General features: G+C 62.1%; 14 protein-coding genes. 6 read left to right on the top strand and 8 right to left on the bottom strand.

From position 1 onward, the window contains the following. Positions 1-15 precede the first annotated feature (15 nt). From BXY39_RS08940 to BXY39_RS08915, 6 genes are all read right to left on the bottom strand, one after another. Complete coding sequence (locus BXY39_RS08940; protein ID WP_121938953.1) at positions 16-639, bottom strand: bifunctional 4-hydroxy-2-oxoglutarate aldolase/2-dehydro-3-deoxy-phosphogluconate aldolase; 624 nt, start codon at positions 637-639, stop codon at positions 16-18. Between the two features lie 117 nt (positions 640-756). Further along, positions 757-2,592, bottom strand: coding sequence for a phosphogluconate dehydratase (gene edd, locus BXY39_RS08935; protein WP_121938527.1), 1,836 nt, complete (start codon positions 2,590-2,592; stop codon positions 757-759). Positions 2,593-2,637: 45 nt separating this feature from the next. After that, positions 2,638-3,348, bottom strand: a complete 711-nt coding sequence (gene pgl, locus BXY39_RS08930; protein ID WP_121938526.1) for a 6-phosphogluconolactonase — start codon at positions 3,346-3,348, stop codon at positions 2,638-2,640. Positions 3,349-3,399: 51 nt separating this feature from the next. Beyond that, on the bottom strand, positions 3,400-4,872 hold the full coding sequence (gene zwf / locus BXY39_RS08925) for a glucose-6-phosphate dehydrogenase (protein ID WP_121938525.1): 1,473 nt from the start codon (positions 4,870-4,872) through the stop codon (positions 3,400-3,402). A gap of 241 nt (positions 4,873-5,113) precedes the next feature. Next, positions 5,114-8,296 (bottom strand): efflux RND transporter permease subunit, encoded by a 3,183-nt coding sequence (locus tag BXY39_RS08920; protein WP_121938524.1) that lies wholly within the window; start codon positions 8,294-8,296, stop codon positions 5,114-5,116. Between the two features lie 10 nt (positions 8,297-8,306). Further along, positions 8,307-9,614 (bottom strand): efflux RND transporter periplasmic adaptor subunit, encoded by a 1,308-nt coding sequence (locus BXY39_RS08915; protein ID WP_170163730.1) that lies wholly within the window; start codon positions 9,612-9,614, stop codon positions 8,307-8,309. Positions 9,615-9,881: 267 nt separating this feature from the next. Here BXY39_RS08915 and BXY39_RS08910 point away from each other — a divergent pair, with 267 nt between their 5' ends. From BXY39_RS08910 to BXY39_RS08900, 3 genes are all read left to right on the top strand, one after another. Further along, positions 9,882-10,610: a TetR/AcrR family transcriptional regulator gene (locus BXY39_RS08910; protein ID WP_121938522.1), complete on the top strand. Its 729-nt coding sequence runs from the start codon at positions 9,882-9,884 to the stop codon at positions 10,608-10,610. A 15-nt stretch (positions 10,611-10,625) separates the two neighbouring features. Continuing rightward, positions 10,626-11,138 carry a DUF3429 domain-containing protein gene (locus BXY39_RS08905; RefSeq protein WP_121938521.1) on the top strand — a complete coding sequence of 171 codons (513 nt, stop codon included), beginning with the start codon at positions 10,626-10,628 and terminating at the stop codon, positions 11,136-11,138. Positions 11,139-11,325: 187 nt separating this feature from the next. After that, the gene (locus BXY39_RS08900; RefSeq protein WP_170163729.1) at positions 11,326-13,647 is read left to right on the top strand and encodes an esterase-like activity of phytase family protein; all 2,322 of its coding nucleotides are present in this window, start codon (positions 11,326-11,328) and stop codon (positions 13,645-13,647) included. 110 nt (positions 13,648-13,757) lie between these two features. Here BXY39_RS08900 and BXY39_RS08895 read toward each other — a convergent pair whose 3' ends face one another. Then, the gene (locus tag BXY39_RS08895) at positions 13,758-14,855 is read right to left on the bottom strand and encodes a M23 family metallopeptidase (protein WP_211332158.1); all 1,098 of its coding nucleotides are present in this window, start codon (positions 14,853-14,855) and stop codon (positions 13,758-13,760) included. Positions 14,856-15,012: 157 nt separating this feature from the next. On the opposite strand from BXY39_RS08895, the gene BXY39_RS08890 reads away from it, so the two are divergent. Next, positions 15,013-15,687, top strand: a complete 675-nt coding sequence (locus BXY39_RS08890) for a DNA-3-methyladenine glycosylase I (RefSeq protein ID WP_121938519.1) — start codon at positions 15,013-15,015, stop codon at positions 15,685-15,687. Here BXY39_RS08890 and BXY39_RS08885 read toward each other — a convergent pair. Beyond that, entirely contained in the window at positions 15,670-16,608 is a 939-nt protein-coding gene (locus BXY39_RS08885; protein WP_170163728.1) for a LysR family transcriptional regulator, read from the bottom strand. The genes BXY39_RS08890 and BXY39_RS08885 overlap by 18 nt on opposite strands. A gap of 277 nt (positions 16,609-16,885) precedes the next feature. On the opposite strand from BXY39_RS08885, the gene egtB reads away from it, so the two are divergent. Beyond that, positions 16,886-18,232, top strand: coding sequence for an ergothioneine biosynthesis protein EgtB (gene egtB / locus BXY39_RS08880; protein ID WP_211332157.1), 1,347 nt, complete (start codon positions 16,886-16,888; stop codon positions 18,230-18,232). Positions 18,233-18,270: 38 nt separating this feature from the next. After that, positions 18,271-19,197 carry an L-histidine N(alpha)-methyltransferase gene (egtD, locus tag BXY39_RS08875; protein WP_121938517.1) on the top strand — a complete coding sequence of 309 codons (927 nt, stop codon included), beginning with the start codon at positions 18,271-18,273 and terminating at the stop codon, positions 19,195-19,197. Positions 19,198-19,581 lie beyond the last annotated feature (384 nt).

Below are 19,581 nucleotides of genomic sequence, written 5' to 3'. Positions count from 1 at the left end.
TGGGCCAGGACAGCATCAGAAATGGGCGACAGCGGCGGCGGCCTTGGTGCGAACGATGGCGGGGTCAATCTCACCGGCCTTGTTGCGCTCGGTCAGCCAGGAGCCGCCGACGGCGGCGACATTTTTCAAGGCCAGATAACTGGCGGCGGTGGCGCCCGTAACCCCGCCCGTGGGGCAAAAGGTCAACTCCGGCAGGACCGAGCCGACGGCCTTGAGAAAGCCGATGCCGCCCGAGATTTCGGCCGGGAAAAATTTCAGCGCGGTAAAGCCGTGTTCCTTGGCCATCATGGCTTCCGACAGGGTGGCGATACCGGGCAGAAAGGGCCAGTCCATGGCCTTGACCGTATCGCCGAGGGTTTTGGTCAAGCCCGGGCTGACGCCGAAGGTGGCGCCGGCATTGTGAGCCTCCCACGCGCGGTCGGAGTCAAGAATGGTGCCGGCCCCGACAATGGTATCGTCAGGCAGGTCGGCCCTGACGGCACGAATGCAGTCCACCGCCGCCGGATGGCGGAGGGTGATTTCAAGGACTTTCAGCCCTTCCTCATACAGGCAGCGGCAGACCGACACCGCTTCGTCCACAGCACGAAAGGACAGCACCGGAATGACCGGTGACACCTTCAGAATATCGTCGATTTTCATTGCCAGCCCCTGAAAAATCCGACCCGAAAGCGAAATGCGATCCGGACGCCCGGCCACGGACCCGGCCGCAACCCCAGCCGGGGACCGCACGGCTGACGACCGTCCGCGCATGGTTTTTTACTGTGTGTCTTCCATATGTGGGAAGGAAAAAACGGTCCCGCCGGCGGACGCCCCGCTGACAATGGTGCGGAAGGTGGCGAAAAGATCGCGTCCGATGGTGACATCCGCGTCCGGACGCGCAGCAGGTGTACGGGCCGCCAGTTCGGCGTCATCCACCAGCAGCGTCAGGTCGCCCGTCAGCGCATCCAGACGGACGGTGTCGCCGGTGCGGACTTTCGCCAGCGGGCCGCCCTCGGCCGCCTCGGGCGTCATGTGAATGGCGGCGGGCACCTTGCCGCTGGCGCCCGACATGCGCCCGTCGGTGACCAGCGCGACCCGGAACCCCTTGTCCAACAGCACGCCCAGTGTCGGCGTCAGTTTGTGCAGTTCCGGCATCCCGTTCGCCTTCGGTCCCTGAAAGCGGATCACGGCGACAAAGTCCTTTTCCAAATCCCCCGCCTTATAGGCATCGAGCATGTCCTGCTGATCCTCAAAGACGATGGCCGGGGCCTCGATGACGCGGTGATCAGGTTTGACGGCGGAAATCTTGATGACGCCTTCGCCCAGATTGCCCTTGAGCATTTTCAGACCGCCAAGGGGCTGGAAGGGGTTGGATACGGGACGGAGAATGGTGTCATCCGACGCCGCTTTCGGGGGGGCCTGCCAGACCATACCGTCGTCCCCGCCGGCGGGCATGGCGTTGAAGGCGCCAAGCCGGTCATGGCCGGTGACGGTGCGGACATCGTCGTGGAGAAAGCCGGCCGCCAGCAGTTCCCGCATGACAAAGGGAATGCCGCCGGCCGCGTGGAAGGCGTTCACATCGGCGACACCATTGGGATAGACGCGGGCGATCAAGGGAACCAGATCGGACAGGTCGGCAAAATCGTCCCATGTTACCCGGATACCGGCGGCGGCCGCGATGGCAACAATATGAATGGTATGATTGGTGGACCCGCCGGTGGCGAGAAGACCGACAATGCCGTTGACCACGGCCTTCTCATCGACCATGTGGCCAAGGCCGATCTTGTCCCGGCCCTGTTTCGCCGACAGTGCGACGACGGCCTCAGCCGCCGCCACGTTGAGGGGCGGACGCAGGCCGTCGCCCGGATTGACGAAGCTGCCGCCCGGCATTTGCAGCCCCATCATTTCCAGCATCATCTGGTTGGAGTTGGCGGTGCCGTAGAATGTGCAGGTGCCGGGGCTGTGATAGGCGCGGGACTCGCTTTCCAACAGTTCCTTGCGGCCGACCCTGCCGGCGGCGAAGTCCTGGCGCACGCGCTGCTTTTCACTGTTGGAAATGCCGGTGGGCATGGGACCGGCGGGCACGAAGACAAAGGGCAGATGGCCGAAGCTGAGCGCCCCGATGAAAAGGCCGGGCACAATCTTGTCGCACACACCGAACAGAAGACCGCCGTCAAAAACATTGTGGCTGAGGGCGACGGCGGTCGCCATGGCGATGACATCACGGGAAAACAGGGACAGCTCCATCCCCGGCTGCCCCTGGGTGACGCCGTCGCACATGGCGGGCACACCGCCCGCCATCTGGGCGACACCGCCGGCGTCGACCACAGCGCCTTTCACATGGTCGAGCATGGCGTGATAGGGCTGATGCGCGCTGAGCATATCGTTATAGGCGCTGACAATGGCGATATTGGCAACCGCGCCTTCGGTCAGTTTTTTCTTTTCATCGTCGGGGCAGGCGGCGACGGCGTGGGCAAGATTGCCGCAGGAAACAGTCGGGCGGGACGGGCCGGCGTCCCGCATGCGGTTGATTTTATCGAGATAGGCCCGGCGGCTGGCGGCCGAGCGTCCGGCGATGCGGGCGGTCACCTCTAACAAGCGGGGATGGGGCATGACAGGGCTCCTTGGCTCTCAACAGGGCGGCGCCGGCCGGTCGGCTCAGGGCGCCCAGTAAATCTGTACATCGGTATCCAGCCCCCTGACGACGCGGGCGACCGGCAGATGTGTGTCGGTGTCCAGCGCCCGTTGCAACACGGCCTTCTTGTCCGGACCGGTGATCATCAGTGTGACGGCACGCGCGGTTTTCAGTGCCGTCAGTGTCAGTGTCATCCGCAGGGTTTCCTGGCCGGTGACGTTGCTCTGGACGGCACGGATGGGCGCGCACAGGGCCACGCCCGCGGGGTCGAGCGCGGCTTCCAGCCCGGCGGCGGCCGGGAAAAGCGAGGCGGTGTGCCCGTCCGGCCCCAGCCCCAGAAGCACCATGTCGAACGGCAGCGGCAGCGCGCTGTAATGGGCGTTGACGGCGGGCGCGGCGGTGAAGGGGTCGCCGTGCGCGGTCTTCATCGCCTGGAAGGGCGCACCGGACGCCGCGCCGCGCAACAGGTCGGACCAGACGAGGGCCTCGTTGCTGCTGGGGTGGCTGCGCGGTACCCAGCGCTCATCCACCAGGGCAACCTGGATGTGCGGCCACGGCAGGGGCGCGGCGGCAAGGGCGGCGAACAGCGGCTTCGGCGTCGACCCGCCGGACACCGCCCAGCTTGCCACGCCGCGCGCGGCGACAGCCGCCTCAAGCGCGGTGCCGGTTTTGTCCGCCAGCGCCCGGACCATGTCCGCGCGGGTGTCAAACCCGTGCCAGACCGCTTTTGCCATACCGCTTCCCTCTCTCCGTCGCCGGTCGGCCACCCTTGCCGGCGGCCCCGGTTAGATATCCGCGAACCAGTCGCGGCCGTCCCGTTTCAACAGATCATGCGCCTCATACGGGCCCCAGGTGCCGGCGGCATAAGGCTTCAGTGCGTTGCCGCCCGACTGCCAGTGGGCAATGATCCGATCGATCCAGGCCCAGGCATGTTCAACCTCGGCCCGGTGAACAAACAGGCGCTGGTCCCCTTTTGCCGCATCCATGATCAGGCGCAGATAGGGACCCAGACGCGGCACATCATCGCGCGAGGCCACGTCCAAATTCAATTCAACTTCGCGCAGGCCCTCATCGGTGGAAGCATGATCCTTGATCATCATGCGCAGGGCCAGATGGTCCTCGGGCTGCAGGCGGATGATGAACCGGTTGGGATTGACCCTGCACTTCCAGCTGGGCAGTGCGGCATGGGGCACGCATTTGAACTGGATAGCGATTTCGGCGAAACGGGCCGGCAGACGTTTGCCGGTGCGCAGATAAAAAGGCACGCCGGCCCAGCGCCAGTTTTCAATATGGGTTTTCAGGGCAACGAAGGTTTCCGTCGGGCTTTCACCGTCCAGCCCCAGATCGGCGGCGTAAGCGGGCACGGCCTCGCCGCCGCTGGCGCCGGCGCCGTACTGGCCGCGCACCACCTGGGTGTCGATCAGGGTCCCGTCCAGCGGCTGAAGGGATTTCAGCACCTTCAGCTTTTCCTCGCGGATGCCGGCGGCGTCCATTTGGGCGGGCGGTTCCATGGCGACAAGGCAGAGCAGCTGCAACAGATGGTTCTGCACCATGTCGCGCAGGGCACCGGTGCCCTCGTAAAAGCCGCCCCGGCCCCTGACGCCGTGATCCTCGGCGATGGTGATCTGGATATGGTCGATGCTGTGATTGTTCCACACCTCTTCGAACAGAAGGTTGGAAAACCGCAGGGCAAGAAGGTTCTGCACCGCCTCCTTGCCGAGATAATGGTCGATGCGGAAAACCTGTCCCTCGTCGAAGACACGCGCCACATCGTCGTTGATGGCACGGGCCGAAGCAAGATCGTGGCCGAGCGGCTTTTCCAGAACCAGACGGGCGCGGCTCCCGTTCAGGCCGTGACGGCCAAGTCCGGCGCAGACATCGGTGAAAAGCGCCGGGGGCACGGCAAGAAAATGCACAAGGGTCCGCTCCCCGTCCGTGTCCAGGGTCCCGGCCAATGCGGCCCAGTCCTCGCCCGTGCCGCTCGGCTCCAGCGGGACAAAGCGCACCATGGCGGCGAAACGGGCGAGACACGCGGGCGAATAGTCGCACGCCGGCGGGTTGTCGCGGAAAACACCGGCCAGCCAGCCGGCGGCATCGTCATCCGCCGCCAGCGGCCTGGCCTGGCGCGATGTCAGAAAAAACCGGGTATTAGGGGCGATATGGCCGGCCTGAACCCCGGCGAACAGGGCAGGCAGCAGCTTGCGGCGGGACAAATCGCCCGTGCCGCCGAAAATCACCAGATCGAACGATATCTTCATAACCGGCCCCGCTTTTCATCATACCCGGATCACGGTGAGGAATGACAAGGAAAAGCTGGGGGCCGCTGACCGGATAGTCAAGTTTCAGTCCCGTGACATCCACCTGACATAACGTACCCTGTCGTGGCAGAGGTGCCTCCCCTGACATGACGGAAAGCGTGGCATGACAGAGAGCGTGGCATGACGGAGAATATACCATGACAGGGGAGACAAGCCGGAGACCGGCGGCGCCGGCCACCGCCTATTCCGCGGCCGCCGGTCGGATGATATCGCGGGACCCGTGACCGCCGGCCATACCGCCGGAGACCATGGCAAGGCTGGCTTTTTTCCTGCCCAGCATGGCGAGAAAGGCGGGCGGCGTGAAATAGAAGGAGACGATGGTCGACAACAGCACCCCGCCGGCAATGGACATGGCGAAGGGGGGCCAAAAACCACCGCCCTCGATGATCAACGGCAGGAACCCGCCGAATGTGGTGGTGGTGGTGGAGACAATGTGGCGGCTGCTTTCCACCACGACGTCGCGCACACTGGCCGGGTCGCCCGCCATGGCGCCGGCATTTTTCTGCAGACCGGTCATGATGATGATGGCGGCATTGATGGACACGCCGATCGACCCGATAACGCCGATCAGGGCCTGAATGCCGAAGGGATAATTGAAAATCTCCAGCGCCAGAAGGCTCATGCCCATGGACAGTATGGCGACGAGCCCGGTGATGAGCGAGAGCGAAAAGCTGTTGAAGGTCAGCACGATGGTGGCGACCGTCAGCACGGCAATGAGACCGAGGGAGGCCACCAGATTGCCCACGGTTTCAGAGCGGGCATCGCTGTCACCGCCATAGGAAATGCGGTAGCCAGCCGGCAGGGCGATGGGCGCGGCCGTGAGATTTTCCTGGAAAACGGTCAGCGCCTCCTCAGGCAGGACATCGTAAGGGATATAGCCCTGGATGTTATTTTCCCGCTCGCCGTCGCGGCGGCTGATGGGGCTTTCCGACGGTTCCATCCGCAGGGTGCCGAGGCCGGCAAGCGGGATGGAGCGGTAGGCGCTGCGCACGGCAACCCCAGTGGCGGCGGTGCCGGCCCCTGAGGGCACGGGCATGTCGAGGGCGCGAATGGCGTCGAGCGCACCGCGCCAGTCGCTGCCCACACGCACGCGCACGGGCAGTTCCTCGGTCGCCTCGATCAGGCTGCCGCCGGTCGCCCCTTCGAGCGAAGCCTCGAGAAACGCCGCCACATCGGTCAGGCTGAGCCCGGCCTGGCGCACCTTGTCCTCGTCCAGATCAAAAACCACCTTGGGATCGCCGCCGGACAGATCCGCCTTGGTGTGAGTGATGAAGGCGGTGTTGGCCATCCGGGCGCGCAGTTCGTCGCCGATGACACGCAGCTGTTCCAGGTTGGGGCCGGACACCCGCACTTCGACCGGCGCGTCGACGGGCGGCCCCTGGACCAGACCGCGCACCAGAACCTGGGCACCCGGCAGGGCGGCGTCAAGACGGGCCTGAAGGCGCGGGATGACATCGCGTGTGATCCATTTGTCGTCGGTGGTCACCAGCGCCTCGGCGAAAGCGGAAACGCCGTCCTGGTTCATCTGCATGTTGTAGTAGAAGGACGGCGCGCTTTCGCCGATCACCCAGTGCACGGCGGTGACATTGGGATCGCCGGCAATAATATCACCGGCTTTCATGGCGGCGGCGCGCGTGCGCTCGATGCTGGCGGTGCCGTCCAAGCGGACCTGAACGTAAAACTGGTCGCGGTCGATACCGGGGAAAAACTGCGCCGTCAGGCTACCGAAGGACAGAAAACCGGTCAACGGCAGGGCGACGGCGGCGAACAGCGCCGTCTTGCGGTGGGTCAGCGCCCAGTCCAGGCTTTTGGCGAACAGATCGCCGAGCCGGCCGGCGCGCACACCGCGGTTCAGCCAGATATCGCTTTCATGAGCTTCGGTTCCGGGCAGCATCCAGCCGGCCAGCGCCGGCGTCACCGTCAGCGCCAGCAGGAAAGAGGCAGTCAGCATCACAATCACCGCAAGGGCGATGGAACCGACGAAGTCGCCCGCCGGGCCCGGCAGGACCGCCATCGGGACAAAGGCCAGAATGGTGGTGACGGTCGAGGCGAGCAAGGGCGCGGCGAGGCGGCGGACCCCGTGCTCGACCGATTTCAGACGCGGCTCGCCGTGCAGAAGGCGGCGGCGGATATCGTCCGTCATGACGATGGCGGCATCGACCAGCAGGCCCAGCGCCACGATCAGGCCGGCAACGGACATCTGGTGGATCGGCAAGCCGAGATATTGCAACACCGTCAGCGAGAAAAGCGTGGTCAACGGCAGGATGCAGGCGACGATCACCGCGCCGCGCCAGCCAAGGGTGAAAAACAGAACCAGAATGACCAGCCCCGACCCGATCAGAAGATTGCTGATCAGGGTGCTAAGCCGGTCGATGGTGTATTCGCTTTGATCGAACAGAAGCCGGTGTTCGATGCCGGAGGGCAAAATCCGCTCAAAATCGGCCAATTCCTCGCGGACCATGGTCATCCAACTGTCGACCTGCCGGCCCTCGCTCATTTCGGTGCCGATGAGCACCGCGGGTACGCCATTGGTGAATGCCAGACTTTCCGCCGGTTCGCGGACACCCCGTTCGATCGAGGCCACGTCACCGACGCGCACGATGGCGCCGTCCGGCCCGGCGCCGACGGGAATTTCAGCGACCCGACCGACGGTTTCAATCTCGCCAGCAACCTCGATCAGGAGGTTGGTGTCGCCGCCGCGCAGTTGCCCGGCCCTGACCTTGGCGTCGGCGGCCAGAATGGCGGCGGATACCTGTTCCGGCATCAGGCCGAGCTGGCTCAGACGGCGGGGGTCGATGATCACGCCGACCTCTTCCTCGCGGAAGCCGAAGTCGCGCACCTGATCGGCGCCGGGCAATTGCCGCATGCGGTCCTGCAACTGCTCGCCGTACCGGCGCAGGATCGCCGGATTGTATGGCGCGCCCTCGGCCGGTACCAGGGCACTGATGACCGTGAAGGCACCCGCGCGGTCATTGTCGAATTCCGGCTCCGGCACACCGGGGGGAAACTGGACGGCCGCGTCGGACAGGGCATCGCGGATTTCCGACCAGGCGGTCTCGATCTCGCTGTCGGTGAGGAATTTCGACAGTTCCACCCCGACGACGGAAATCCCCTCGCGCGAGGTGGAGGTGATCTCCTCGATCTCCTTGATCTCTTTCAGCTCTTCCTCGATCTTTTCCGTGACGAGAGATTCGACACGGGCGGGGCTTGCCCCCGGATAGGGTGTGAGGACGGTGGCGTACAGATTGGTGATGGTCGGATCTTCCTGACGCCCGATGGTGCTGATGGCGGTCAGGCCGGTCACGACGATTATCCCGACGGCCAGGGCGAACACCCGCCATTCACGGTAAAACAGGGTGGTCATGTCCGTCTCCCTATCGGTCGGTGCCGGGTTGGCCGGTATGGGTGGCCACGGACCGCTGCGCAGGCAACAGGCGCACCTGCTGGCCCGGCGTCACCCGCTGCAAGCCCTCAGGGATAACCGCCATATTGTCGGGAATGGTGCCGCGCACATACACGCGGTTTCCATCGGTGTGGAGGATTTCGACAGCCTCGACCGCGACGACGGGCGTCTCGGCGCGCGGATCCACGACGAAGACCGTCCAGACCCCCTTGCCCCCTTCCTTCAGGGCGGTAACGGGCAGCCAGATTCCCCGCTTTTCTTCCCGACGCATGAGGATCAGGTCGGCGATCTCGCCAAAGGCAACGCGATCAAACCCACCGGTGCCCGATGCCTCTCCGGGTGTCTCCATGGACGGCAACACCGCCTCGAACAATGCGTCGCGCGTGCGGGTCGCCGGATCGATGTCGGGCCGGATGCTGATCAGCCTGGCCGCCAACGGACGGCCCCCGACGCTGAGACGCGGCTCGGCACCGCCCGCAAGCGCGCGGGCCGCACTGCTGGACAAACCGATCCGCACATGGGCCAGCCCGGTCTCCAGCAGGTCGATCACCGCCGTTCCCGCATTCAGCACCGCGCCGTCGTCAAGATAACGCGCGGCGACCATGCCGTCAAAGGGGGCGGTGAGAACCGATTTGTCCAGATCGATCCGGGTAGAGCGAGCGGCGGCTTCCAGTTCGGCCAATTGCGCCTGCAGGGACGAGACCGCCAGACGGGCCTCGTCATAGCGCTGCTGCGAACTGTGCCCCTGATCCGCCAGATCGCGCTGCCGCGCGGCTGTCAGCCGCGCCAGTTCAAGATCCGCCGTGATGCGGGCGATTTGCGCCTCGGTCCGTTCCAGCGCGGCGTCGAGAAGCTGGGTGTCCAGCCGGGCGATCACATCACCGGCGGCAACGCGGTCCCCTTCCTCCACCGTCACACGGGTGATCAGGCCCGGCCGCTCGAAGGCGAGCGCGGTGCGCTGACGGGGCTCAAGCTGGCCGGCGAAGCGTTCGGCCACCCTGAAACTATCCTGCCAGACGACTGTTTCAGCCTGAACGGGCATTGGTTCGGCCCCCGACGGCGCAGTGGCCGCCGCCCGCCAGTGCAAAAACGTACTGGCCAGAAAAATAGCCCCGGCGATGGCGAGAATAGGCAGAACGGTCAGGATCCGGGCGCGCAGTCCGCCCGGATAGCCGCCGTTCTGTCCACCCTGGCCACCCCGGCTACCTTTGCCGCCCGGTATCGCCGCACGCGGCGGGGAAACAGAAGCGGATGTCTGCTGAAATGTCGGCTCGGTCATATGATGTCTCGCTGTCCTTGACCCGGGCTGTCCGCCTGCGCCTTCCGGGTGGGTCTTCTGGTCCGTATTGTTGTCCATCTTTCCAGGCCGGCCTTTTTTGGCCCGGATCGTCTGGTCTGATCTGTCCCGAACATACCCTGTCTGCCCTTTGCCCTTTCAGGCCGTCCCCGGTTTCACCGCACAGGCTTATGTTATTTACGATAACATATGTTATTCGGATTAACTTTTCAATAGAATCATCATCCGGTTTTGTGTTAGTGATAAGTCATGATCACAACAGTAAAAAAACGAACCGGCAAAGCCGGCTATCATCATGGCGCCCTTCGGGAATCCCTTATCGCCGCGGCGGAACGTCTGATCGAGGAGCGCGGCCCCGAAGGCTTTACCCTGAAAGACGCATCCAAGCTTGCCGGGGTCAGTGTTGCCGCGCCCTATCGCCATTTTACGGACCGGGCCGACCTTTTGGATGCGGTGGCGGAAAAAGGATTTCAGACACTGTCGGAAAAACTGCGCGCGGCCTGCCAGTCCCATGCCAAAGGGTCGGTTGCTTCGTGGGTCGCCATGGGTCAGGCCTATGTGCAGTTTGTCGCCGGAACCCCCAACCTGTCACGCCTGATGTTCGACCACCGCGAGGACAGTCCCACAGGCCATCACGTCCCGTCACGACAGACCACCGGCGCGGAGGATGACAAAAGCCCGGCGCAAAAAGCGGGGGAGGCCTGTTTCGGCATATTGCTTGAAAATGTCGACGATTTCCTGGAGGTGAACGGGCGCGCCGAAGAAGACCCGCTGACCCTTGCGCTGCCGCTTTGGACCATCGTGCACGGCACGGCCAGTCTGGTCATCGACAAGAATTTCGACCATCTGGCACCCGATACGGACACGGACAGGCTGGTCAGGGACAGCACCCGTCATTTTCTGGCAGGCTATCTTGCCTCACAGGACGGTAGAGGTGATGATGGGGATGACGACACCGGTCCCGGACCAAACAACTGACGAAGATCTTCCCCGATGACGAATGGCACGCCAGACACTGCCCCCCCTCAGACCGGCCGCGATGCGGACACTGACCCCGAAGACGAGCCGGAAGGGACGGCAACGGCCAGACTTCTCGGATATGCCGGCATTATCCCCTTTGCCGCGTTGACCTTTGCCCTTTTCGCCATGCCGGAGGGGACGACGGCACCCTTAAGGACGGCACTGATCGCCTATGGCGCCGTGATCCTGTCCTTTATCGGCGGGATCATATGGGGAATCGGTTTGCGCCTGCCGGACAGCCCGAAAGCAGGCGCACACAGTCTTTATCTTTACAGCATCATCCCGTCCCTGCTGGGCTGGATCGCGGTTCTGCTGCCTGTGGCGGTTGGCACACTCGTCCTGGCGGTCAGTTTTGTCATGGCCCTGGTACATGACCGCAGCCTGACACGGGACGGCCATCTGCCCGACTGGTTCGGCGCCATGCGCCTGCACCTGACAACCGCCGTTGTCCTATGCCTGCTGGTGTCCCTGTTGGCCGCCTACTGAGCGGCCTGCGCCTGAAATCTCTCTGCATTCGGTCGGCGCAGGTCAGGGCGGCGCTCCAACCGTCGGGGCAAGCCGCATACAACCATGATGACCAAAATCTGAAACAATAGTTCAATCTCGCTGCCACATGCCGCCGCTAGGGTCTTTCAACTTTAACAAATTCTTCATTGTTGATGAGGGGGACATCATGAACACTATTTTCCAGCGGCTGCGACATGCAGCCCGCGCGGCCACGGCCGTCACAGGCCTTGGGTTGACATTAGGGCTGACAATGGGCCTGGCCCTGCCCGCGGCCTACGCGCAGCCCGTCAGCCCGGACCGCGGCAGTTTCAGTTTCAACCGGATTGCGTCATTCCCGGTGCATCTGAATGCATCCATCGATCAGGAAACCGTTTCAGAAATCGTCACCGCCGCCGAAAACGGCACCGTGCTGCTTTACACGGATGGCGAACAGGAAGCGATCGGTTTTGTCGACATTACCGACCCCGCCTCGCCGCAGGCGGACGGAATCGTGGCCTTGAGTGGAGAGCCCACATCGGTCGGCGTGATCGGCAATTTCGCACTGGCCGCCGTTAACACCAGCCCGGATTTCGTCAATCCGTCCGGTGTCCTGGAAGTCATCGATATCACGGCCCGTTCAGTTGTGCGCACCATTGACCTGGGTGGTCAGCCGGACGCAGTCGCGGTATCGGCAGACGGCCAGTATGCCGCCATCGCCATTGAAAACGAGCGCGACGAGGATCTGGGTGACGGACGTCCGCCACAGGCACCGGGCGGCAGTCTGGTGATTGTGGACATCGCCGATGCCGTGGCCGACTGGAGTATCCGCACCATCGACCTTGCCGGCATCGCCGACCTGTTTCCGGATGACCCCGAGCCCGAATATGTCGATATCTCAGCCGACAACACGGCAGCTGTCACCCTGCAGGAAAACAATCACATCATTCTTGTCGACCTGGCGACGGGTAACATTGTCGGCGATTTCAGCGCCGGGACGACCAACCTGCGTCGCATCGACGTGGCCGAGGAGGATGTGATCACCCTGACCGGCGCGCTGGATGATGTCCCCCGCGAACCCGACGGCATCGCCTGGATCGGCAACGATTTCATGGTGACGGCCGATGAGGGTGATCTGGACGGCGGTAGCCGCGGTTTCACCATTTTTGACCGCATGGGCAACGTTGTCAGCGAATCCAAGGCCGGACTGGACCGCCTGACCGCACGGATCGGCCACTATCCGGAAGGACGCTCGGAAAACAAGGGCAATGAGCCGGAAAATGTCGATGTTGGCGTTTTCAATGGCGAGACCATCCTGTTCGTTGGGTCGGAGCGATCAAGCGTGGTCGGCGTTTATGACGTCACCGCCATGGGTCAGGCCCGGTATCGTCAGGTTCTGCCGACGGGTCTGGCACCCGAAGGCATGATCGCCATTCCCGAGCGCGGTCTGTTTGTCTCCGCCAGTGAGGATGATGTGCGGGAAGACAAATTCCGCTCCACCCTCAGCATCTATCAATTGCAGGCACAGACCCGGGAACAGTACCCCGCCGTCGTTTCCTTAAGCGCAGGCGGTGTACCCATTACCTGGGCGGCACTGTCCGGGCTGACCATCGATACGGAGCGCACCGATCTGGTGACCGGCTACAGCGTCGATGACAGCTTTTTCAGCCAAAGCAGCATTTATAAATGGCGGATGATCGGTGGCCGCATGGCCATTCAGCAGAAAATTCCGCTGACGGAAAACGGTCAGCCGGTTGGCATCGACCCCGAGGGCATCGCCATTCAAACCGGCGAAATCTTCATCGGCGGCTCCGCCGGACTTTGGATCGCATCCGAGGGCAATGGCGATACGCGCCAGAACGAGCTTATCCTCGCCGACAATCTGGGTCAGATCATGCGGCGCGTGACACTGCCGGAAGCCGTGCGTGCCAAGGCCATCGGCAACGGATTTGAAGGCGTTGCTGCCGTCCAGGAAACCATACCGGGACAGGGCACGGTTGAAGCCGTTTATGTCGTTTTCCAGCGCGAATGGACGGGCGACCCGGACGGCAATGTCCGCATTGGCCGCTGGGTCGACGGTGAAGGCTGGACCTTTGCCTATTATCCGATCGAGACACCGACAAGCCCAAATGGCGGCTGGGTCGGCCTGAGCGGTTTGGCGTATCTGGGCAATGGCGACTTTGCCGTTCTGGAACGTGACAATCAGGGCAATCAGGATGCACGCATCAAGCTGATCACGCGCTTCTCGACCACGGGTATTGAATTCAAGGCCGACACCTTCACTGCCGAGCAGACACCGGATTTCGATGTGGTGGTGAAAACCGTCGTGCGGGATTTGATCGATGCCGGGGATTTCGAGGCCATTGGCGGCGTTCCCCTGGAAAAAATCGAAGGTCTCGCTGTATCGGCGGACGGCAGCGCCTATGTCGTCAATGACAATGACGGTGTGGACGATTCCAACGGCGAGACGCAGCTTTTCATTTTCCCGAATCTTTTCCCGCCCATCGACTGAGCGCGGGAAATTTTCTCGGCACTACCCGGCCGGGGCCTTGAGGCCCCGGCCTTTGCAGTCAAAGGTCTTTTACCGACTGAGACCTTTTGTTTGTTGCCAAACCGTCCCCATCAGGGCGCGGGGTTCAGTTCAAGCAGTGTTGAGGCTTCTTCAACGCCGTCACGGCTGCTGTCCACGACCGACACGACCAAACGGTAGGGCCCGTCCGGCCATGCTCCTTCAGCAGTTTTCAGACGTTTGAAACTCCGGCCCTGTGTCACATCGGCCGCCGCCCAGTGACGCCCGGCGCGTTTTTTGAGAGGCAGCGTCCCAGACAGAAGCGTCCGGCCGCGCCCGTCCTCGACATGTAGTTTGATAGTGTCGCCCGGTGCCGTGCCCGCCGTGTAGGCAAAGGCATAAAGAGGCTGCCCCTCCTTAGGCGTGAAGCTGTCCATGGGCCGAAGGTCCTTCAGCAGATTCTGAAAATTCGGGGCCTGACCGGCAAAGCCGAACTTTATGATATGCAAATGGGTATAGGGCAGATCACGCAGTGCCGCCGCACTCCACAAAGGCCGGCGACGCACAACACAGGGCTCGGTCAGGGCAGCCCCCGTATAGGGGTCGTAGGGAATGAGCCGGCGTGTCGCGGGGTCATCCGTCCCTTCCTGCCGCATGACCTGAAAATGCAGATGCGGGAAGGATGACAGTCCGGAGGAGCCCACAAGACCCAGCGGCTGTCCCGCCTCGACCCGCTGGCCCTGGCTGACGCTGACAGATCCCTGTTTCAGGTGGCAATACATGGTCTGCCAGCCGCCACCATGATCAATACGCACGCCGTTGCCGCAGGCCTGGGGCTCCAGCGCGTCCCGGCCGTCTTTCGTCACCTGGGCATCGGCCAGTCCGTCACGGGTCCCGCGCACGGTTCCGGCCGCAGCAGCCAGAACCCGGATGTCGGTGTCCCACGCCGCCCAGTCCAACGGCCCGATATCAAGGCCCTGATGAGCCTGACCGAAGCGGTTGGAGCGATTGTCGGTACGGCTGCCGCAATAACTGTCGGAAACCCCGTCTTCGAGATCGTGATCCATGAAGGTTTGTATCCAGCACCGCCCTCCGGGAGAGGCAAGACAGTCGATCGGCCGTTCCAGAACCGGTGCCCCCGCAAGCGGATCCGCCTGCTGTGCCACACTGTCCGCCCAGCCAGCGAAAGCCGCAATCAAGGCACTTCCCATCAGTAAATATTTTCCTGTCATCCGTCCGTTTCCCTATCCCTGGCCGTCTGAACCCCGGCACAAAATCGCACCACCGGTGTGCAGTTTTCACCCATATGCGGGGCTGCGCGATCCGGCGATGAAGCATATTATAGGCCCGCATCGAAAGGAGAGCGGTATGGTCGCATCATTCGCACCGATTTATGACGCAGCTTGCAAGCGCAAGGGTGGCCCGCAAGAAGTGGAAACCCTGCTTGCCAGACCGAAATCGCCGAAAAGCCTAGCGGCCATTCCTGACGACCGCTGGCTGGCGGATATGACGCGCAGTGTTTTTCAAGCCGGTTTCAGTTGGAAAGTGATTGAGCGAAAATGGGACGGTTTTGAGGCGGCGTTTGAAGAATTCAACCCCACACGCTGGGCCTTTATGTCGGACGAGGATATGGACGGACTTTTGCGCGATACGCGCATCGTCAGAAACGCCGCCAAGATCATCAGTGTGCGGGATAACGCGATTTTCCTGGAAGGTCTGGCTGAAAAACATGGCAGCGCCGGTGCCTTCTTTGCCGCCTGCCCGCCTGAAGACTACGCAAATCTGCTTTTACTGCTGAAAAAACAGGCCAGCCGCCTCGGCGGCACAAGCGGACAGTATTTTCTACGCCGCGTCGGCGTTGACGGATATATCCTGTTCCGCGATGTCATCGCCGCGCTGGTGGCGGCCGGCATTGTGGACAAGGCGCCATCGTCGCAAAAGGCGATGGCTGCCGTCCAGAATGCCTTCAACATCTGGATGACGGAAACGGGCCGTTCTCTGACCGAACTGTCGCGCATTCTCGCTTTAAGCACGGACGGCTGACACAGGCCCGGGCCCCTGCACACCGTCCGCCTCCGGTTTCGATCCATATGGCAGGCGGCCTTCCAAAAGGTCGATATGGGGGCGCAGACTTTTGTGAATATGACCCCGAAACAGACGATGGCGACGGGCTTCGCGCAAATCCGGGTGACACAAGACCCACAAATCGAAACTGTGCGTACTGTCAGGAACCATCCTGCACAGCAAAGGCGAGGGATCGCCGACAAAGCAGGGCAAATAGGCAAGGCCAAGGCCAGCTTCGGCCGCCGCCCGCTGAAGCATGAGATTGTTCAGCCGCCCGCGCACCGGTATATCGGGAAAGGCGCTTTCCTGTACCCATGGGGGATAGGGCTCATCATCCTGCCAGCCGATCCAGCGCATGCCGTCCCGCCCTGCACGATCTTGGTAGCCGGAACAGGCATATATACAGCTGTGGACCTCCGCCGCCTTGCGGCCAACGAGATGCGGCGGAGGCAATTTGCCCGCACGCAGGAATCTAAGGGCCACATCCGCCTCACGCCGTGACAGATCCAGCGCATCATACGTCAGATCGATTTCAATGTTGATGGCCGGATGGTCTTCCATGAAGCGGGTCAGTGGTTCCATCAGCAGATGAAGCGCCAAACCGTCCGGCATGGTGACCTTGATATCCCCTTCCAGACGGTCATCCCGGCCGACGAGTTGGCGCTCGATCGCACCCATATGATCGGCAACCGTCTTTGCCTCACTTAAAACATCGCGGCCGGCCGCGGTCAGAACATACCCTTCCGGTGTCCGGTCAAACAGGCGCACGCCCAAATCCGCTTCGAGCGCTTCGAGGCGCCGGAGCACGGTGGAATGGCTGATGCCCAGGCGGTGCCCTGCCGCCCGCACGGCCCCCGTGCGGGCGAGTGCGAGAAAAATGCGGATATCGTTCCAGTTCATGCAAACGCTCCCTGCCATGGATCAGCGCCAGTATATGTCAGCAGTGTTGGTGCAATTCTGCACCAGGCTAATACATTTTTGCACTGTTTATATTCACGGAGGCACCGCCTAGGCTTTGACCAAAGCAATTGCAGGTTTGTGAAACCAAACCGCCGACCGATGCGAGTAAACCGGAACGAAAACCCAGTATCGCTCCGGTTTACGTACGATCCGACACCCATGTTCCCAGGCAGGATCGACGCTGGACAGGAATAGCAAGGACAAAAGGGAGGTCCCGTTGTCACGCGCCACCGCCAGCCCCCAGACGGCACGTCAGGTTCCCCCCGACATTCTGCCGCAGGATGACCCGTATTACCTGGAAGAAAGTCTGTTCGCGGTGCGCGACCGCACATTGTCGCTGGTAAAAGGACTGTCCGACGCCGACGCCACGGTGCAGTCCATGACGGATGCCAGCCCGGCAAAATGGCATCTGGCACATACGACATGGTTTTTCGAAACGCTGATCCTGGTTCCTTTTTTAAAGGGGTACCGGCCGTTCGACGATACATACGGATATCTGTTCAATTCCTATTATGAGCGGATCGGCGATCGCCACCCACGCGACAGGCGCGGCATGCTGACGCGGCCCAGCCTAGACGAAATTCGTGCCTACCGCGCGCATGTGGACGCCGCGCTCGGCAAGCTGTTTTCGACCCGACTCCCAAACAGTGAGACTGTCGACCTGATCGAGTTGGGGATGCATCACGAACAACAGCATCAGGAATTGCTGCTGACCGATCTTTTGCATCTGTTTGCGCAAAATCCGCTGTCCCCGGTCTATCGCATGATTAAGCCTGGGCACAGTCACGAACCGGCCCGGACAGACCAGTCTGCCGTCGTTTGGCATGAGTATGAAGGCGGTTTGTGCGAGATCGGAGCCGCGTCCGACGGCTTTACCTATGACAATGAACGCCCGCGCCACAGTGTGCATCTGGCCCCCTTTTCGCTGGCGGACCGTCCCGTCACTGGCGGCGACTGGATACGGTTCATCGAGGATGGCGGCTATGACAATCCGCTTCTGTGGCTGGCCGATGGCTGGGCCCTGGTCCAGCAGGAAAACTGGCGTCATCCTATCTATTGGCGGCAATGCGAGGGTGTGTGGAAGGCCATGACGCTTGGCGGTCTGCTGCCTGTCGACCGGTCCGCCCCTGTCAGCCACATCAGTTATTTCGAGGCCGCAGCCTATGCCCAATGGGCCGGCGCCCGCCTACCCCGCGAGGCGGAATGGGAAATGGCAGCCATGCGTCTGTCCGGCAATGCCGTGAAGACGGCCAATTTTCTGGAAAGCGGAACCATGCGCCCCGACGCCCTACGGGCGGCAGCGGACAGGCAGCATCAGGGGCCGCGTCAGATGTTCGGCGATGTCTGGGAATGGACGCAAAGTTCTTATTGCGCCTATCCCGGTTTCAAACCGCTGCAGGGTGCGGCGGAAGAATATAATGGCAAATTCATGTGCGGCCAGTTCGTCCTGAAAGGCGGGTCATGCGCAACACCCCGCAGCCATATCCGCGCGTCCTACCGCAATTTTTTCTACCCCCACCAGCGCTGGCAATTTTCGGGCCTGCGTCTGGCAAAAGATCTTTGAACCCCGCCTGCTCCAAATCCCCAGAAAAATCCGGATTTATGACCCTGACAGATGATTTTCGCCAAGCCGTGCTTGACGGCCTAGGCCAAAGCCGCAAAGCCATTCCATGCCGCTTCCTGTATGATGAGACCGGGTCGGGTTATTTCGATGACATAACCCGCCTGGATGAGTATTACCCCACACGCACGGAACGCAGCATCCTCAAGACTGCGTTGCCTGATATGGCGGTCCGGATTGGCCCGGGCGCAAGCGTGCTGGAGCTTGGTAGCGGCACCAGTGAAAAAACGGGAGCCCTGCTGGCAGCATTGGAAGACCCACGCTGCTACGTCCCCCTGGATATTGACGAAGCCACCCTGGAAGACGCCGCCGGACGCCTGCGGCAGGCCTTTCCCCACCTGCCGGTTGTGCCCCTTCATGCCGATTTCAACGATGTGTGGACGCTGCCGCCACAGTGCCTGCCACCGGTTTTGTGCTTTTTCCCCGGATCGACCATCGGCAATTTCGACAAGCCGGAGGCCGAGACTTTCCTGCGGCATATCCGCAGCAATCTGGGACCGAATGCCCGACTGCTGATTGGCGTCGACCTGGTCAAGGACACACATATACTGGAAGCCGCCTATGATGATGCCAAAGGGGTGACCGCGGCTTTCAACCTGAACCTGCTGGTGCGGATCAACCGTGAACTGTGCGGGGACTTCAAACCGGAAGCCTTCCGTCACCGCGCCGTTTATAATGAAGACCGTGCCTGTATCGAGATGTACCTGGTCAGCCAAACCAACCAGACAGTGCGCATCGGCGGCACCCTCATCCAGTTCGCCGCGGGTGAGATGGTTCACACCGAGGACAGCCACAAATACACCCCTGAAGGATTTGCCACGCTGGCCGGGCGTGCCGGTTGGCGGCGGACAGGTATGTGGATGGACGATGGAAAGCTGTTTTCCGTGCAATTGTTCGAGGCTGAATAGATCGGTTCGGCAGGAGCGGGAATCACCCCACGGACAGAACCTGCACCCCCCTCTTTCATGGTCGCGGAGCGTCCAGTGGTAAGCTCACATACAGGTACGAAAAAATAAATTCCGGGGCCTGTTCGAAGAGGCAGGCTCCGGCGCAGACGAGTACGCAAACCTTTGAGATACTTCTTAACCATCTGATTTCTGACCGAAAAGTCAACTTTCTGCGGCCCGTGTCATGTGCGGCGCGGCAATGCCCGGCAATTCCTGCATTTCAGGCAATACTGCGCCGCAGCAAATGCATGGCAGATTTTCAAATTTCCTTAACAATCCACGGATATGCGTTCGCGCGTCCTGCCTGCAAGCCTGCCTGAAATACCTGTGGGCGGACATGTGTAT

Origin of the sequence: Eilatimonas milleporae (assembly GCF_003688555.1) — a bacterium.
Classification (GTDB): Bacteria; Pseudomonadota; Alphaproteobacteria; order Sphingomonadales; family Kordiimonadaceae; genus Eilatimonas; species Eilatimonas milleporae.
The sequence above is the reverse complement of the archived record's forward strand: the minus strand, read 5'-3'. Positions and strand labels throughout refer to the sequence as shown.

What these genes read in the sequence shown, in the direction of transcription:
- BXY39_RS08940 (WP_121938953.1), bottom strand. Translation starts at nt 639, where the DNA reads ATGAAAATCGACGATATTCTGAAGGTGTCACCGGTCATTCCGGTGCTG.
- edd (WP_121938527.1), bottom strand. Translation starts at nt 2,592, where the DNA reads ATGCCCCATCCCCGCTTGTTAGAGGTGACCGCCCGCATCGCCGGACGC.
- pgl (WP_121938526.1), bottom strand. Translation starts at nt 3,348, where the DNA reads ATGGCAAAAGCGGTCTGGCACGGGTTTGACACCCGCGCGGACATGGTC.
- zwf (WP_121938525.1), bottom strand. Translation starts at nt 4,872, where the DNA reads ATGAAGATATCGTTCGATCTGGTGATTTTCGGCGGCACGGGCGATTTG.
- BXY39_RS08920 (WP_121938524.1), bottom strand. Translation starts at nt 8,296, where the DNA reads ATGACCACCCTGTTTTACCGTGAATGGCGGGTGTTCGCCCTGGCCGTC.
- BXY39_RS08915 (WP_170163730.1), bottom strand. Translation starts at nt 9,614, where the DNA reads ATGACCGAGCCGACATTTCAGCAGACATCCGCTTCTGTTTCCCCGCCG.
- BXY39_RS08910 (WP_121938522.1), top strand. Translation starts at nt 9,882, where the DNA reads ATGATCACAACAGTAAAAAAACGAACCGGCAAAGCCGGCTATCATCAT.
- BXY39_RS08905 (WP_121938521.1), top strand. Translation starts at nt 10,626, where the DNA reads ATGACGAATGGCACGCCAGACACTGCCCCCCCTCAGACCGGCCGCGAT.
- BXY39_RS08900 (WP_170163729.1), top strand. Translation starts at nt 11,326, where the DNA reads ATGAACACTATTTTCCAGCGGCTGCGACATGCAGCCCGCGCGGCCACG.
- BXY39_RS08895 (WP_211332158.1), bottom strand. Translation starts at nt 14,855, where the DNA reads ATGGGAAGTGCCTTGATTGCGGCTTTCGCTGGCTGGGCGGACAGTGTG.
- BXY39_RS08890 (WP_121938519.1), top strand. Translation starts at nt 15,013, where the DNA reads ATGGTCGCATCATTCGCACCGATTTATGACGCAGCTTGCAAGCGCAAG.
- BXY39_RS08885 (WP_170163728.1), bottom strand. Translation starts at nt 16,608, where the DNA reads ATGAACTGGAACGATATCCGCATTTTTCTCGCACTCGCCCGCACGGGG.
- egtD (WP_121938517.1), top strand. Translation starts at nt 18,271, where the DNA reads ATGACCCTGACAGATGATTTTCGCCAAGCCGTGCTTGACGGCCTAGGC.